Origin of the sequence: Paraburkholderia ultramafica, assembly GCF_902859915.1 — a bacterium.
GTDB classification, from domain to species: domain Bacteria; phylum Pseudomonadota; class Gammaproteobacteria; order Burkholderiales; family Burkholderiaceae; genus Paraburkholderia; species Paraburkholderia ultramafica.
The window spans coordinates 82775-99554 of sequence record NZ_CADIKK010000008.1 but is presented as its reverse complement, the minus strand read 5'-3'; the positions used below and the strand labels follow the sequence as shown (position 1 = coordinate 99554).

At 59.9% G+C, this 16780-nt stretch carries 12 protein-coding genes and 1 tRNA gene; 7 read left to right on the top strand and 6 right to left on the bottom strand.

The window, feature by feature from the left end:
- Positions 1 to 117 precede the first annotated feature (117 nt).
- On the top strand, positions 118 to 2775 hold the full coding sequence (locus tag HV744_RS10695; protein ID WP_175149470.1) for a DNA topoisomerase III: 2658 nt from the start codon (positions 118 to 120) through the stop codon (positions 2773 to 2775).
- 150 nt (positions 2776 to 2925) lie between these two features.
- On the opposite strand, the gene HV744_RS10690 is transcribed toward HV744_RS10695, so the two are convergent.
- Together HV744_RS10690 and HV744_RS10685 are read right to left on the bottom strand one after the other, a co-directional pair.
- A complete protein-coding gene (locus tag HV744_RS10690) occupies positions 2926 to 4026 on the bottom strand; it encodes a LysR family transcriptional regulator (RefSeq protein WP_175149469.1) in 1101 nt (366 codons plus the stop codon).
- 343 nt (positions 4027 to 4369) lie between these two features.
- The gene (locus HV744_RS10685; RefSeq protein WP_175149468.1) at positions 4370 to 6226 is read right to left on the bottom strand and encodes a phosphoenolpyruvate carboxykinase (GTP); all 1857 of its coding nucleotides are present in this window, start codon (positions 6224 to 6226) and stop codon (positions 4370 to 4372) included.
- 379 nt (positions 6227 to 6605) lie between these two features.
- Between HV744_RS10685 and HV744_RS10680 the strand changes: the two genes are divergently transcribed.
- Positions 6606 to 7619 (top strand): D-2-hydroxyacid dehydrogenase family protein, encoded by a 1014-nt coding sequence (locus tag HV744_RS10680; RefSeq protein WP_175149467.1) that lies wholly within the window; start codon positions 6606 to 6608, stop codon positions 7617 to 7619.
- Between the two features lie 153 nt (positions 7620 to 7772).
- Here HV744_RS10680 and HV744_RS10675 read toward each other — a convergent pair whose 3' ends face one another.
- Positions 7773 to 8648, bottom strand: coding sequence for a patatin-like phospholipase family protein (locus tag HV744_RS10675; protein ID WP_175149466.1), 876 nt, complete (start codon positions 8646 to 8648; stop codon positions 7773 to 7775).
- A 36-nt stretch (positions 8649 to 8684) separates the two neighbouring features.
- Positions 8685 to 9089 (bottom strand): PaaI family thioesterase, encoded by a 405-nt coding sequence (locus HV744_RS10670; RefSeq protein WP_175149465.1) that lies wholly within the window; start codon positions 9087 to 9089, stop codon positions 8685 to 8687.
- A 203-nt stretch (positions 9090 to 9292) separates the two neighbouring features.
- Here HV744_RS10670 and HV744_RS10665 point away from each other — a divergent pair.
- From HV744_RS10665 to HV744_RS10650, 5 genes are all read left to right on the top strand, one after another.
- A tRNA-Lys gene (locus tag HV744_RS10665) sits at positions 9293 to 9368 on the top strand.
- Positions 9369 to 9529: 161 nt separating this feature from the next.
- Positions 9530 to 10609, top strand: coding sequence for a tyrosine-type recombinase/integrase (locus HV744_RS10660; RefSeq protein WP_175149464.1), 1080 nt, complete (start codon positions 9530 to 9532; stop codon positions 10607 to 10609).
- A 129-nt stretch (positions 10610 to 10738) separates the two neighbouring features.
- The gene (locus HV744_RS38675) at positions 10739 to 10939 is read left to right on the top strand and encodes a hypothetical protein (RefSeq protein WP_484555891.1); all 201 of its coding nucleotides are present in this window, start codon (positions 10739 to 10741) and stop codon (positions 10937 to 10939) included.
- 57 nt (positions 10940 to 10996) lie between these two features.
- Positions 10997 to 11209 carry a helix-turn-helix transcriptional regulator gene (locus tag HV744_RS10655; RefSeq protein WP_175149463.1) on the top strand — a complete coding sequence of 71 codons (213 nt, stop codon included), beginning with the start codon at positions 10997 to 10999 and terminating at the stop codon, positions 11207 to 11209.
- 128 nt (positions 11210 to 11337) lie between these two features.
- Entirely contained in the window at positions 11338 to 11679 is a 342-nt protein-coding gene (locus HV744_RS10650; RefSeq protein ID WP_175149462.1) for a DNA methyltransferase, read from the top strand.
- Between the two features lie 357 nt (positions 11680 to 12036).
- On the opposite strand, the gene HV744_RS10645 is transcribed toward HV744_RS10650, so the two are convergent.
- Positions 12037 to 13785 carry a thiamine pyrophosphate-binding protein gene (locus HV744_RS10645; protein ID WP_175149575.1) on the bottom strand — a complete coding sequence of 583 codons (1749 nt, stop codon included), beginning with the start codon at positions 13783 to 13785 and terminating at the stop codon, positions 12037 to 12039.
- Between the two features lie 376 nt (positions 13786 to 14161).
- Positions 14162 to 15907 carry a methyl-accepting chemotaxis protein gene (locus tag HV744_RS10640; protein ID WP_175149461.1) on the bottom strand — a complete coding sequence of 582 codons (1746 nt, stop codon included), beginning with the start codon at positions 15905 to 15907 and terminating at the stop codon, positions 14162 to 14164.
- Positions 15908 to 16780: the final 873 nt, after the last annotated feature.

Sequence of the window (16780 nt, the reverse complement as noted above, 5' to 3'; positions counted from 1 at the left end):
CGCGCCGTGTGCTATAAAGCGGTCGTTAATGGGTCGCAAAGGTCGCAAACGAGGGTCGCGCGCTAATTTGGCGCACTCAAGGCCATCAACCCGGATCTACCAACCTCACATCGAGTCATGTCCAAAGCACTGATCATCGCCGAAAAGCCTTCCGTCGCGAACGATATCGCGCGCGCTTTGGGCGGCTTTACCAAGCATGACGAATACTACGAAAGCGACGACTACGTCCTTTCCTCGGCAGTCGGCCATCTGCTGGAAATTGCCGCGCCCGAAGACTATGAAGTCAAACGCGGCAAGTGGAGCTTCGCCAATCTGCCCGTCATTCCACCGCATTTCGATCTGAACCCGATCGCCAAGAGCGAGTCGCGCCTGAAGGTGCTGACCAAGCTGCTCAAGCGTAAGGATGTCGACCGTCTGATCAACGCATGCGACGCGGGGCGCGAGGGCGAGCTGATCTTCCGCCTGATCGCGCAGCACGCAAAGGCCAGGCAGCCGGTGCAGCGCCTGTGGCTGCAATCGATGACGGCCGGCGCGATCCGCGACGGCTTCGCCCGTCTGCGCAGCGACGAAGAGATGCAGCCGCTCGCCGATGCGGCGCGCTGCCGCTCGGAGGCGGACTGGCTGGTCGGCATCAACGGCACGCGGGCGATGACCGCGTTCAACAGCAAAGGCGGCGGCTTCTTCCTGACCACGGTCGGGCGGGTACAGACGCCGACGCTGTCGATCGTCGTCGAGCGTGAAGAGAAAATTCGCCGCTTCGTGCCGCGCGACTACTGGGAAGTGAAAGCGGAGTTCGTCTGCGCGGGCGGTTTCTACGAAGGCCGCTGGTTCGATCCGAAATTCAAGCGCGACGAGTTCGACCCGGAAAAGCGCGATTCGCGTCTGTGGGCGCTGCCCGCGGCCGAAACGATCGTCGCCGCCTGCCGCGGCCAGATCGGCACGGTGAGCGAAGAATCTAAGCCGTCCACGCAACTGTCGCCGGCACTGTTCGACCTGACCAGCTTGCAGCGCGAGGCCAACGGCCGCTTCGGGTTCTCGGCGAAGAACACCTTGGGCCTCGCCCAGGCGCTGTATGAAAAGCACAAGGTGCTGACCTATCCCCGGACCGACGCTCGCGCGCTGCCGGAAGACTATATGGAGACGGTCAAGCAGACGCTCGGCATGCTCAAGGAGAGCAACAACTATCTGCCGTTCGCCAAGCAGGTGCTCGACAAGGGCTGGGTGAAGCCGAACAGGCGCATCTTCGACAACTCGAAGATCAGCGACCACTTTGCAATCATCCCGACACTGCAAGCGCCGAAGAATCTGTCCGAGCCGGAGCAGAAGCTCTACGACCTCGTCGTGAAGCGCTTCTTGTCGGTGTTCTTCCCGGCCGCCGAATACCGGGTGACGACGCGCATCACGGAAGTGGTCGGCCATCACTTCAAGACCGAAGGCAAAGTGCTGGTCGAACCGGGCTGGCTGCAGGTCTACGGCCGCGAAATCAGCGGCGAAGACGCGAACCTCGTGCCGGTACAGAAGGACGAGAAGGTCAAGACCGACAAGATCGCCGCCCAGCAGCTGGTGACGAAGCCGCCCGCCCGCTACAACGAAGCGACCTTGCTGTCGGCAATGGAAGGCGCAGGCAAGCTCGTCGAAGACGACGAGTTGCGCGAAGCGATGGCGGCCAAGGGGCTGGGCACGCCGGCCACGCGCGCCGCCATCATCGAGGGTCTGCTTGGCGAAAAGTATCTGATCCGCGAAGGCCGCGATCTGATTCCGACCGCCAAGGCTTTCCAGCTGATGACGCTGCTACGCGGCCTCGGCGTGAAGGAACTGACCGCACCGGAATTGACCGGCGAGTGGGAATACAAGCTCTCGCAGATGGAACGCGGCAACCTGCCGCGCGACGCGTTCATGCAGGAAATTGCCCGCATGACGCAGACCATCGTCAAGCGCGCGAAGGAATACGATTCCGACACGATCCCCGGCGATTACGCGACGTTGCAGACGTCGTGTCCGAACTGCGGCGGTCAGGTGAAGGAAAACTATCGGCGCTTCGCCTGCTCGAAATGCGAGTTCTCGATTTCGAAGATTCCAGGCGGACGCCAGTTTGAAATTCCAGAAGTCGAAGAGCTGTTGCTGAACAAGACGATCGGACCGCTGTCGGGTTTCCGCAGCAAGATGGGCCGACCGTTCTCGGCAATCCTGAAGCTCTCGTTGGACGACGAGATCAAGAACTACAAGCTCGAATTCGACTTCGGCCAGGATGCGGGCGGTGAGGACGGCGAACCGCCTGACTTCTCCGATCAGCAACCGGTGGGCGCGTGTCCGAAGTGCAAGGCTCGCGTGTTCGAACACGGCATGAGCTACGTCTGCGAGAACTCGGTCGCCAACCCGAAGACTTGCGACTTCCGCTCGGGCAAGGTGATCCTGCAGCAGGAAATTGCCCGCGAACAGATGGCAAAGCTGCTCGAAGAAGGCCGCACGGACCTGCTGACGAACTTCAAGTCGTCGCGCACGGGCCGTAACTTCAAGGCTTTCCTCGTCAAGCAGAACGACGGCAAGATCGGCTTCGAATTCGAAAAGAAGGAGCCGTCGGCGAAGACCGCGGCCGCTAAATCGGCCGCCAAGGCAGCGCCGGAGTCGGAGTCGGATGACGGAGAAACGGCGGTGGCGGTGAAGGCCGCGCCGGCGGCCAAGAAGGCAGCGGCGAAGAAGGCACCCGCGACCAAGACCGTAGCGGCCAAGAAAGCGCCCGCCAAGAAAACGGTGGCGCGTAAAACCGGCTCTTAATTTGGGCTGACGGCAGGCCGGAGGGCTATTCGCTTCCGGCCACAACGCCATTCGCACTTGCCATGAAAAAAGGCACAGTCACTTCAAGTGACTGTGCCTTTTTTGCTTTCAGGCCATACGCCTGCATTGCTGGCTTTATCGCTCCAACACTTACAGCGGCGACAAAGCCGTCGGCCGGGCGCGACTCGTCGTCTTTGCCAGAGTCTTCGGCACCGGCGACAGCTCGCTATCCAGCAGCCGCGACAGCGGCTCAGCCCCGTCGAACGCCTCCGGCGGCATGGAGTCAGCAGAATCGAACGCCGCCGACGTGGCGGGCCGCTCGAGGCCGTCCTTGATCCACTGTTCACCGAGCAGGCTGTTCGGCGTCTGGTTGAAGTGCTCGACCAGATGATCGATGAACGTGCGCACCTTCGCCGGCAAGTGACGGCGGCTCGGATACGCGATGTTGATCTCGACCTGCGGCAAGCGGTAATCGCCGAGCAGACGCACGAGCCTGCCGCGCGTCATGTCGCGGCCAATCAGGTAGCTCGGCAGGATCGCGATACCCATGCCGAGCAACGCAAACTGCCGCAGCATTTCCGTGTTGTTCGCCACGATCACGTTCGACGGACGCACGCGCACTTCGCCTTCCGGCCCCGTGAACACACGCTCGTCGCCCCAGTACTCGGACGGCAGGCTCAGGCACGGATGCTCCAGCAAGTGCTCGGGACGCGTGGGCGTGCCGTGCTTCTCCAGATAGGCCGGCGTCGTGCAGACGGTCATGCAACCGGTTGTCAGACGTCGCGTGACGATGCTTGCGCTGCGCATTTGCCGCGCGATCACCACGCCGACATCGAAACCTTCTTCGACCAGATCGACCTGGCGGTCGACCAGCGTGACATCGGGGATAACTTTCGGATAGCGCTCCGCGTACGTTTGAAGCACGGGGGCGAGGTTATGCAGGCCGAACACGACCGGTGCGACTATCCGCAACGTGCCGACGGGTTCGTGATTGCGCGCGACCACCATCTGTTCGACGTCTTCCAGTTCGTCCAGAATCTGGCGCGCGCGCTCGAGATACACCTGGCCGGATTCGGTCAGAGACAAGCTGCGGGTCGTGCGATTGAGCAGCCGCGTACCAAGACGGCCTTCGAGGTCGGCAACGTGACGGGTGGCAACTGCGTTGGAAATATCCATCGCGCTTGCAGCGCGGGCAAAACTGCCGAGATCCGCCACTCTGACGAAAACTCGCATCGACTGCAAATGATCCATAGGACAACTCCTGCCTTGTTACTGCTTCCTGACAATTAGTGAAAACCAGTGAAGCGAACTTGGAATTCTCCTACGACTCGCGAAATTGTGCAGAAGTTGCCCGCGAAACCCGAAATATTGCCAATTTTCATGCGACTGTATTCCCCAATGTAGGGCATGACCGTCGATTGTTCCTCGAAACGAAACAATATGCGGCGGCGCAGCTTGCACTGTGTTTTTTGTTCGAACAGATGTAAAGGTCACCCCGGCATTGCGGAATTAGAAAAAATCTCTATCGGGGGACTGACCACAAAAGAAAAGCCGCCCGAAGGCGGCCTTCCATTCGAAGTGAACACTCACATGGCTAAACAGCGAGTTTTCCTTCGAGCGTGCGTTTGGCCTGCGACAAAGCGGGCGGCAAACCTTGTTGCAATGTGTCAAACAGCTCGGCATGCAGTGCGAGTTCGTCGCGCCACGCAGCGGCGTCGACGGAAATCACCTGCTCGAACTGCTCGCGACTGAAGTTCAGGCCGCTCCAGTCGATGTCCTCGTAGTGCGGTGACACGCCGAACGCATGCTCCTCGCCTTGCGCCGTGCCTTCAATCCGGCCGACCATCCAGCTCAATACGCGCATGTTCTCGCCGAAACCCGGCCAGACGAATTTGCCGTCCGCACCCTTGCGGAACCAGTTGACGCAGAAGATTTTCGGCAGCTTCGCGTTCAGTTTTTGCAGACGCTCCCCCGTTTTCAGCCAGTGACCGAAGTAGTCGCTCATGTTGTAGCCGCAGAACGGCAGCATCGCGAACGGGTCGCGGCGCACCACGCCCTGCTGGCCGGCTGCGGCGGCGGTGGTTTCGGAGCCCATGGTCGCCGCCATGTAGACGCCCTCGACCCAGTTACGCGCTTCGGTGACGAGCGGCACGGTGGTGGAACGGCGGCCGCCGAAGATGAACGCGTCGATCGCGACGCCCGCCGGGTTTTCCCAGTCAGCGTCGATCGACGGACATTGCGAGGCCGGCGCCGTGAAGCGCGCGTTCGGGTGCGCCGCCTTGCGTCCGCTCTCCTTCGCGCTGGCCGGCGTCCAGTCCTTGCCCTGCCAGTCGATCAGGTGCGCGGGCGGTTCGTCGGTCATGCCTTCCCACCAGACGTCGCCGTCGTCGGTCAGCGCGACGTTCGTGAAGATCACGTTTTCTTTCAGCGTGGCCATCGCGTTGAAATTGGTCTTCTCGCTCGTGCCTGGCGCGACGCCGAAATAGCCGGCTTCGGGATTGATCGCGTACAGGCGGCCGTCCTTGCCCGGTTTGATCCAGGCGATATCGTCGCCGATCGTGGAGATTTTCCAGCCGTTCAGGCCTTCCGGCGGGATCAGCATCGCGAAGTTGGTCTTGCCGCATGCCGACGGGAACGCCGCTGCGACGTGAAGCTTGCGGCCTTCCGGCGAGGTCACGCCGAGAATCAGCATGTGCTCGGCGAGCCAGCCTTCGGCGCGGCCCATGGTCGACGCGATACGCAGCGCGAAGCACTTTTTGCCGAGCAGCGCATTGCCGCCATAGCCCGAGCCGTAGCTCCAGATTTCGCGCGATTCGGGAAAATGGACGATGTACTTGGTTTTGTTGCAAGGCCACGGCACATCTTTCTCACCCGCGACGAGCGGCGCGCCGACCGAATGGACGCACGGGACGAACTCGCCGTCTTCGCCCAGCACGTCGTACACCTGGCGGCCCATGCGCGTCATGATGCGCATGTTGGTCACCACGTAAGGGCTGTCGCTCAACTCGACGCCAATGTGCGCGATCGGCGAACCGAGCGGGCCCATCGAAAACGGCACCACGTACATCGTGCGGCCGCGCATCGCGCCTTCGAACAGGCCGTCGAGCGTGGTGCGCATTTCAGCCGGGGCGATCCAGTTGTTGGTGGGACCGGCATCTTCCGCGCGCTGCGAGCAGATGAAGGTACGATCCTCGACGCGCGCCACATCGGAAGGATCGGACCATGCCAGGTAAGAATTGGGACGTTTCGCCGGATTGAGTTTCTTGAGGGTGCCCGCTTCGACCATCTGCGTGCAAAGGCGGTCGTACTCGTCTTTTGAGCCGTCGCACCAGACGATCCTGTCCGGCTTGGTCATCGCGGCAACCCGCTGGACCCAGGCGATCAGTTTTCGGTGCTTGACCCACACGGGCGCCTCAATGGTGGGCTGTCCTTCGAATGAGGGAAGATTCATCGACCTGTCTCCGTTTTGATAGCAATAGAAAAACGGTACAAGCCCGGCGACGCTGCATGCGAGAGGCATTCAATTCATCACGCCGAGGTTTCGACCACCCCGACGCGCACTTGCGCAGGTCATCCTGGGCCATCCAGCCTGCCGAGCGGAGGCGCCCTGCTGACGGGGCTTCTGCAACCGTCTGTAAAGCGGCTTGCCTCAACACGCAACAAACTGCTAAAAACGATCTCAATTTGCCTCACCGTGGCGCTGCCGTACTTTGCAGCAGTTTCTACGGTAAGACATCCAGCCAGACCGGCATGTGACCTAAGTCACATGGTGGGACAGTCAGCATAACACTCCGTTCCGCACCGCCATGGTGCGCCGCAAGACACATACCATGAAGATTGCCATCCTCGACGATTACCAGGACGCCGTTCGTAAGCTCGACTGCTTTCAATTGCTGGTCGACCACGAAGTCAAAGTTTTCAACAACACGGTCCGCGGTCTCGGCCAACTGGCAAGCCGTCTTTCCGAAGTCGACGCGCTCGTCCTGATTCGCGAACGTACCCGCATCAACTCGCAACTGCTCGACAAGTTGCCGCGTTTGCGCATGATCAGCCAGACCGGCAAAGTGTCGAGCCACATCGATCTCGCGGCGTGTACCGAACGCGGCGTCGCCGTGCTGGAAGGCACCGGCTCGCCGATCGCGCCGGCCGAGTTGACGTGGGCTCTCATCATGGCGGCGCAGCGCCGCATTCCGCAATACGTAGCTAACCTTAAGCAAGGAGCCTGGCAGCAGTCCGGTCTGAAGACGTCGGCGCTGCCGCCGAATTTCGGCTTGGGACAGGTGTTGCGCGGTCAGACGTTGGGGATTTGGGGTTATGGCAAGATCGGCCGCATCGTGGCCGGCTACGGCAAAGCGTTCGGGATGAACGTGCTGATCTGGGGCCGCGAGCATTCACGTGAAGCTGCTCGTGCCGACGGTTATGCCGTGGCCGAGAGCCGCGACGCGCTGTTCGAGCAGAGCGATGTGCTATCTCTGCATTTGCGTCTGCATGACGACACGCGCGGCATCGTCAAGCAGGAAGACTTGATGCGCATGAAGCCGACCGCGTTGCTCGTGAACACGAGCCGGGCCGAACTGCTCGACGAAAACGCGCTGGTGAATGCGCTGTCGCACAACCGTCCGGGGATGGTGGCGATCGACGTCTACGAAAGCGAGCCGATTCTGCAAGGCTACAGCCTGCTGCGGATGGAAAACGTGATCTGCACGCCGCACATCGGCTATGTGGAACGCGAGAGCTACGAGCAGTATTTCACCGCGGCGTTCAAGAACATTCTGGCTTTCGACGCCGGCGATACGGCCAGCGTGGCGAACCCGGAAGCGTTGCAGGGCGGGCGTCGGCGGTAAGTTCGGGCGCTGGGCTGGCTTGCGGCGACGCTTGCCGGCGGCCAGCCAGGGCGCTGTCTTCCGCGTGTTAATCCGCGCAACGAGTCTTGTTGGCGTGCGGCTCGCGGCGGGCCGCGCCCATTGCGGTGTCAGAAGTCCACGCCGCCCCTCACCTCAGCGCGCTTCGTGCGCGCCAGCCTCCAGCAGATCGGGCACGCGCTCGAGAAAGCTCTCGCCATCGGCACGGCCGAGGTTGTACGCGTGCACCATCTGCGAAGGACTCGTGTAATCCCAGCTCGAAATCGGCACCTTGCGCGACGGCTGCACATAGAGCCGTTGCTGCACCCCATGCGGCACGACGAACATCTGCGGCCGCGGATAAAGACGCGTGACCATCACCAGCACGTTGCCGGGCGCGTCGGCGTCGAGCGCGCCGACCGGCACGTTGTCGACCATCCCGCCGTCCAGCACCGGCCGGCCGTTGCGCCGCAGAACCGGTGTGAACGGCGGCGTACTCGATGATTGCAGGATCAGATCCGCAAGATCCTCGACGCTCGCGCAGTCCTGCGCGCGCACGAATTCCGGATGAAAGCCGAGCGTCTGACCCAGCGTCGGATGCAGCGTCTTGCGCACGTATTTTTCGATGTTGTACGCGATCAGACCCGCGGCGACTGCACTACGCGCACCGAGCCAGCGCGGCAGATGCGACACGCCGATGCGGATTTCCGGCGCATCGGCGAGCGTCGAAAACTTCTCGCCGTAGATGTCGAGCAGCGCCTGCCGGTAGATCCGGTAATGCGGAAACACCGACTCGCCGCGCAGCAGGTTGCCCCAGTAGGCGTTGCGGGTGTTGTGACGCAGCGCGTCCTGGTAATAGCGCATTACCCAGTCGGAATCGCGCGTGTAGAGCATGCAAGCGGTGGCGGCGCCGGCCGAAATGCCGGTGATGACGCGCGGCCGGACATGTAGCTCGGGCTGCACCACATCCCAAAACCCCGCCTGCCACCAGCAGCGATTGCCGCCGCCGGCGAATACGACCTGATCGAACATCCTGGCTTTTTCCTCAAATGCGGCTTGCCGCCCGTTCTAGTCGAGCAGCGCGTAGGTGGTGGTCGCGTGGACGGCCATGTTGCCGGTTTCATCGAACAGTTCGACTTCGCCGAACACCAGATTGCGGCCCATGCGCAGCACGCGCGCGGTGATCAGCACGTCGCCCTTGCGAACCGCGCGCATGAAGTTGATGTTCAGCGATACCGTGCTCATCGGCTTGAAGCCGCCGAGCGCCGCCGAAATGGCGACGATCATCGCCGTGTCGGCGGCTGCCATGAACACCTGCCCGCAGATTACGCCGCCGGAATGGCGCAGGCCGCCGGAAAACGGCAGGCGCAGCGTCGCGCTTTCTTCGTCGGCCTTGACCGGGGTCAGCGTGAGTGCACGGACCCAAGGCGCGAGGATGCGGTTGAGTAACTCGATAGTCTCTTTGTCATCCATGGCAGTTCCCGGTCGAAAGCCGCATGACGCTTCACGCGGCGAGGTGTCCGCGACATCATACCGGGACGATGAAGGCCGCGCCTTTTTCACGATCGCGGCGCTATCGAGAGATGGCTCGAACTGGCCGACGTAAATGTTTTTAAGAAATCTGCTAAAGGGGCTTGGCAAGCTCAAAAAGTTACTGCATAATTTCCCTTCTGTTGGGGGCGTTAGCTCAGTTGGTAGAGCAGCGGACTCTTAATCCGTAGGTCGAGTGTTCGAGTCACTCACGCCCCACCACCGAATTTTGCAGTTGAAAATCAAGCACTTGCGAGCGATCGCAGTGCTTTTTTTTCGTCTATAGCCAACGCGTGGCGGCGTCAAAAACTGGCCTTTGCCGGAAATCTGCCGGAATTCGAGAATCCAGACCAAGCATTCAAAAAAAATCTCTGGAGCTTGAAATGGCATACATCAGTCAGCGGGGCATCTATTGGCGCGCCGAAATCCGCCGCCGGGGCTACAAGCCTGTCTACCGTACGTTCGATACAAAACATCAAGCGCAGCAATGGGCTCGTCGATTAGAAGGAGAGATGGACTCTGGTCTGTACTTCGATCGGTCGGAGTCCGAGCGCACCACCTTGCGCGAAGCACTTGGGCGTTACCAACGCGAAATCGTCCCAGAGAAGCGCCATCCATACCAAGAGAACCGTCGCATTCAACGGTGGCTTGATCAGGACTTATCCCATCGCACTCTCGCCGGCTTGCGCGGCGCCGACTTTGCGAAGTATCGCGACCAGCGCCGTGCCGCCGGCAGAGCAGAAAACACTATCCGGCTCGAACTGCAGATCATCAGCCATCTTTTTGAGGTTGCGCGGAAGGAATGGGGAATGGAGGGTTTGATGAATCCGTTAAACAACATTCGCAAGCCCTCCGGTAGCCTGGCGCGCGACCGACGCCTACGCCTCGGCGAGTTCGAAAAACTACACGGGCTATTGTCGGCCAGCGGAAACCCGTGGGCCGCCCCGGCGTTCGAACTCGTCATCGAGACGAGCTTGCGTCAAAGCGCGCTGTTCAGCGTGCGATGGGAGTGGCTCGATCTGGATAGTCGCATGCTCAGGTTTCCACCTGACGCACGTGGTGCTGACAACAAAGGCATACCAGCCGCGCTACCGCTTTCCCGCCGCGCGATCAACATATTTCGTCACCTGGCAGCAATCGCCGAGGGCGCCGACGTAAGAATCATTCGCTCGCAACACGGCCCAGGAAACATCGCCCCCGCGAAACTCCGTGGACGGATATTCGGTACAACCTCGAACGCAGTAATTTGTGTCTGGAAAAGAGTCATTCAAACTGCCAGCATCGAGGATCCCGAGCTAAAAACGCTGCGCTGGCATGACTTGCGGCATGAAGCAGCCTCACGGTTGTTTGAAAAGGGTTTGCACCCGATGGAGGTCGCCTCGATAACAGGCCACCGCAGCATGCAGATGTTAAAACGATATACGCACCTCAACCCCGAAAGCCTGCTTGCTCGTCTAGGCTAAGAAAATCCACACGAAAAAAGCTGCGGCGATGCTGAGCCGCCGCTATACCTGTTTGAGGTTGCAATTTAGTTTCCTTGTTCCGCGCGCCGCAAGCGTCGTCAATGACGTCGTTGGGTGGCATCCTTCTGATTGCATTCAGGCACCCGTGGCATCGTCACCGGAAACAATAAGTACTTCACGCTCTCACCTCAGCGTGTGAAGGAACTCGGCCTGCGCCGCAATGAGCTGCTGCGCCTCTCACCGCCGGGAAGCTCCCATCTGCGTGGTCTCTCGCTCACCAGCGCCATGCTTACCAAGCTGGGCCGAGAAGGTAACGCTATCCAGGGATAATGACCTGCGACCGCGCACGAGGTACGGTCAGAACAGATTTACGAAACGGCGGACATCATGGACCCGGCAGCAAACCATCAGCCCGTCCATCACTATGTGACGATTGCGCAGTTCTGCGAGCGCTTCGGCATCAGCCGCGCGTTCTACTACAAGTTGCGCGACGCAGGCGATGGTCCCGATGAACTACGCATGGGCTCGCGCAAGGTCATCATCGCGAGTGACGATCTTGCAACGTGGGAAAAGAAACGGACGAAACTCAGCACGTCATAGCGCTAGCTGGTCGATTGGCGTCGGCTGGCTTTCCGCGAACTGCTAAACTCACGGACGCGTGAGACTGTCCGGCGAGTGACGCTCTCTGCGGACCTGCTCAATAACCGTTTTTATAAATCAGCAATCGCATGCGACGCGCCCCAATTCCTGTCGAGGACATAACAATATCAAATCCGAAACTCTATAAGGATTTGCGCACAAAACAAGAAGCCCGGATCTTTCCATATTATGCGGGATTCTCGAATTCCTTTGTTCACGATTTGTTAACGTCGTTGGAGCTTCGACCGGAATCGATCATTTTTGATCCGTGGAACGGAAGTGGCACAACAACGCAGTCTGCGCTGGACTTGGGCCATCGTGCGATTGGATTCGATTTGAATCCTGCAATGGTTGTGGTCGCGAAAGCACGCATGCTTTCGCCGCTCGATCATCCGAGCTTACCTTGGCATCGAGGTCGACGATGCGCTTGAGATGGCGGAACAGACGGAAGTTTAAATGGAGCCGCCGGACGGCGATCGGCCATTGGTCGCTGTCCGGCCAGTTACGGTCGCCCGGTCCAGCGCTCAGACGGACATTCAAGTGTCTGTTCCACCCAGACGTCGGCCCCTCGCCCATCGGCCCTGCCGGTCCAAGTGATCTTGAGGATTGTTCGGCGGTTCAACCCTTTCCGCAAACGTGGAAGCGGCCCGCACCGCTAATCCGGATGCTATGCGACGGCATGCAACTCCGTCAGCCCAAGCTCGGGAGGAATGTCGGCCGGGCGTTGCAGTTCCGCTGCTCGGACGGCACCCCGTCCGCCATATTGCAGCAGAACCCCAAGTACGTTCTCACGGACAAGCCGCGCATTCCGCGTAGTACCGATTCGGTGCCGGAAAGACTCCGGTCAACACTTCGATCAGGAATGGACCGTCAAATCGCGACGCCTCGTTCAGCGCATCTCCCAGGTCATCGAGGCGGTCGACCATGCGCGCCGCGACGCCGATCGAAGCGGCAAAAGCTCTCCAGTCATGACACGGGAGCTTGCTGAACTGCTCCGGAATGGAGCCGTTTCTGATCGCATCAATATGGACCGCGCCGTGCGCAGAATTGTTCAGCACGACGTAAAGTATCTTCACCCTGTATCGGGCCGCGGTCTGAATCTCCGTTCCGTGCATCAGCATGCATCCGTCTCCGGTCACCACTACACACGGGCGCTCCGGCGCGGCAAGCTTGATACCGATCCCGGCGGCGATTGCCCAACCCATCGGCGCGAGGGAGCTGGATGAAAAATAGTTGCCAATGCCCGACGAGAGCCAGTAGTGGGCCATGAATATCCGGTGAGCGCCGGAATCCACGACAACGTTGGTGTCCTGCGGCAGGAGTTCGCACAAGCGCTTGACGATGTCTCCTGGATAAAGCGATATATCGCCGCCTGCCCCCCGAACACCGGTTTGCTCGAACTGATGGTCGTACAAAGGGGTCTGGTGAACCTCGGCGATCCATGCATTTCTTCTTGCCAACACCGTGTGAAAGTCGGCGCTGTGGTCCGTGTCCATCTGGGACAGCAGGCGGAATGTGGCACCAATTCCGGAGAAAATTCTGCCGCATGCGACATGCCCCATCGCGGGCGCGTCGAAGCTGTCGTCGAAGATGATCAAGTCCTTCCGGGCAGTCAGCTTCTCGGTCCAATTCATGCTATCGCGCTGATTCAAATCGCTGCCAAACACAACGAGGGCGTCGAGCTCGTCCGAGTTGATCACGCGGACGGCCCGCGAGTGGCCCGAGAATCCGTACACGCCGAGCGAAAGGATATGATCCTCAGGAAACGCGCCCTTTCCAGACAGGGTGGTCGCAACGGGTATGCGAAATTTTTCGGCCACGTCGAGCAGGACCTTTGCAGTTTCCGCGTCATTGCCGCGGCTGCCGATCAGAAAAGCGACTCTCTTCGATTTAAGCAAATACTGGTGGCACAAGGTATCCAACGCCGCGCGATCCGCTGGAACCTCGCATGCATTGAACACATCATGATCGTATGATTTCCGTGATATGTCCTGACCGGACAGAACTTCCTGCTGTTGAACATCAACAGGAATGCTGATGAAAGATTGCGCCCGACGCATCCAGTTCAGACCGTCTGTCGCACGGCGCATTTCGGCTTGAAGATTGTCCTTGTTCTTAAGTTCGATAACATTTACCACTAGGCTTCTAACTACGCCACTTTCGAAAATGCCACTCAGAGTAGCATCCTGGAACGCGCCTTTGCCCTCCACGCGCGACGAGACACCGCCGGCAATATAGAGCATGGGAATCCGGTCTGCGCGAGCGGCTGCCATACCCGGTACGAAATTCATGGTACCTGGTCCGGAAATCCCCACGCATACGCCAAATTTCCGGCTGGCCCGCGCATATCCGTCGGCCATAAAAGCACTGCTGGTCTCATGAGCGCAGACGATTCCGCGAATCGACGGCGATTTGTCGATCGCATCCAGCAGCGGATAGATCATCTTTCCCGGGACCAAAAAAACGTGGTCGATTTTTGCAACTTCCAACGACTTCACGACCGTTTTCGATACGTTCAATGGAGCGTGTGATTCCATATTTTTGAGTGCGATCCGAGCAGAAACCGTTAATCGGATCTCACTATCTCTCATCCGCTCGTCGCGTGTGGCCCTGGAAAGGGCGAAGTGACGAGGCCGGCGACAACCAGCATGTGGAGACAGCGAGAGGCCTTGAACGCGCTGCACGCCAGTTGCAGTCGCGTCTCGTGCTGCTTCATCGAGCCCGCGTGGAACGGGCCCGTGTCTCCATCCGTGAGTAGTCGCGTCCCCGGCTACAACGTCGCTCGCATGCACTGCCCCAATGGCTGAGGCGGGACCTGCGAGGTGTTATCGATCATGCGGCGCGCGTGGATCGCGAACCTCGCTCCGTTCGACTACAGTTTGTCGGTCGGGCTTGAATAATGCTCGGATCCGTTCAGAATGTCTGCCAGTCGAGACTCTCACTGGCGCTGGTCGTAACCGAGGTACTCCCACTAGCTGTATGGACTGGCGTCGTGATGGGCTTTGTCAACGTGGCGGGAGAGGACGCCTCAATTTTCGGAGTCGCCCGACGTGGATCGTTCCGGCGTGTATTCGGTCCTGGCGCAAGTACTCGCCTGTCGTCGACCTTGAAGAAGGCCACCGCTTCACGCAGGCTCTGGGCCTGCTGCGCCATCGACTGGGCCGCTGCCGAGGCTTCTTCCACCAGCGCGGCATTCTGCTGGGTTACCTGATCCATCTGGTTGACCGCCTGATTGACCTGCTCGATGCCGGTGCTCTGTTCCTGCGACGCCGACGAGATTTCGCCCACGATGTCGGTTACGCGCTTCACCGATACGACGATCTCATTGATCGTACCGCCCGCGCGCTCGACAAGGGTCGAACCTGCCTCCACCCGGCCGACCGAGTCCGCGATCAGATCCTTGATTTCTTTTGCGGCGCTGGCGCTGCGCTGGGCGAGCGCGCGGACTTCACCGGCGACGACAGCAAAGCCCCGTCCCTGTTCGCCGGCGCGCGCCGCCTCGACTGCGGCGTTGAGCGCGAGGATGTTGGTCTGGAAGGCAATTCCCTCGATCACACTGATGATCTCGGACATTTTGGTTGAACTTGCGGAGATCTCGCGCATCGTCTCCACCACCTGCCCGACGACTTCGCCGCCTTGCTGCGCGATGCTGGAGGCCGTGCCGGCGAGGGTTGCTGCCTGCTTCGCGTTGTCCGTGTTGTGACGGACTGCGGCGGTCAGTTCTTCTATGCTGGAGGCGGTTTCTTCGAGCGAAGCTGCCTGCTCCTCCGTACGGCTCGATAGATCCAGATTCCCTTGCGCGATCTGCGCACTCGCGGTCGCCACCCCTTCGGCGTTCTCGCGGACTTCCGTCACGACCTGCAACAGGGCATCGCGCATCGCCTTCAGCGATGCCATGAGGCTGTTCGTGTCGCCGGGCCGGAGATCGATGTTTATGCTGAGATCGCCCGCTGCCACGCTTCTGGCCAGGTTGGCGGCTGTCGCCGGCTCGGTCCCCAACTGGCGTGTCAGACTGCGCGCCATCCACATGCCGATTCCCACACTGATCAATACAGACAAGGCCACCAGAACAAGCATCAGATTGCGGCCGTCGTCGTACACCTTGTCGTTAGATCCGGCCGTTCTTTGTGCGTCGCCCTGTTTCACATCAACCAGAGTGCCCATTAGAACCAGGGTCTTGAAACCCTTCTTATGGTATTCGCCCAACAGATAATCTGTCAGGCCACCTTGATCCTGTAGCCCGGCGGCGCTAATCCTGCCTTTCATTTCATCGAAGGCCTGAATGTAGTCGTGCCAACTCTGATCGAGATCGGCAAAGGTAGCCTTCCCTTTCTCGGTATAGACGAGGGGCTCAGCCTGGTTGAGGTGCTCACGCGCCGAGGCCAGGGCTTTTTCAGCCTGGGCCAGAGAGCCGGCCCGCTTCTCGGCAGTGGACGCCAGAATGGCATTGCGTAGATATGTACCGACTCTCAGCACATCGGCGTTCGCCTGCTGGATGAGGTTAAGCCCCACGAGATCCAATCGATAGGTCGTGTCTGCGTTTGCGCTGATTTGTGCCATGTTGCGGACACCGATCACGCTGACGATGGCACTGATGGCCGATACCAGGATAAAGGCGCTGATTAGTTTGGCGCCGAGTTTCATATTGCCGATATTCATAGCTCGCTTCGTCGATGTGAAAAAAACGGAACAGAGAAATAGATCGAGCAACGCCCGCGCGTCGCCAGATAGTCGGCAATGCCGGTCGCGATGTACTTTTGCGCATGTGTCTCGGCTAAGGTGGCCGAGACACATGCGCGGAGGTTTACCCCCATCTGCAGGCTTCTGCACACGCTAGTCAACCCGTAGCCGCGGAACCGGGCGAGCGGGCGTTTTCACCGCGTATCTCGAGGAGTCGGCAGACACCCGCTCCGACGGGAATAACCATGGCTGCTGGAAGGCACGGGACGAGCCGGGTAGCCCCTAGCCCTTCAGACATTGCATGGCTAATCTTCCCTTTGCGTTTGACGTCCGGCCGCACATCCAGACGGCCGGCCCGGGATGCGACAGGTGCTTCATGTATAGGGTTAACGGCAGCAAGAACACTTTCTTCATACTAAATATCGTTACAGGCAGATTCCCTTCATCCTTATGCTTTCATGTTGTTTCTTCGTAAGGTAAAGGGTGGCGGCGAATGCCGCAGGTCAAGCGACTGCAAACGGCCATTGACTTGGCGCCGGACGCAACGGCTCGAGTGGATTGGCTACGGAAATCGACGGTGCGTTCTGACTGGCAATCGCCCTCGGCGACCGGACTTCCGTGTGCGGCCAATAGTTGCTCTTCGCGTAATGCGAAAACCCGTCATTCCAATGACTGCTTCACATCGGTTACGGAAGCTCGAGGCTGATTCGCTTGCGATTGCTGGTCCATCGAGCTCCAGATCGGAATCAGCTCCTTGATTTGCCGCGCTGGCCAGCAACGCTTTTGGAGGATTTCAGTGTCGAAATATGGAATATTGGAAACGGGCGGCCCAACGCGCGACAAGGCATCGAT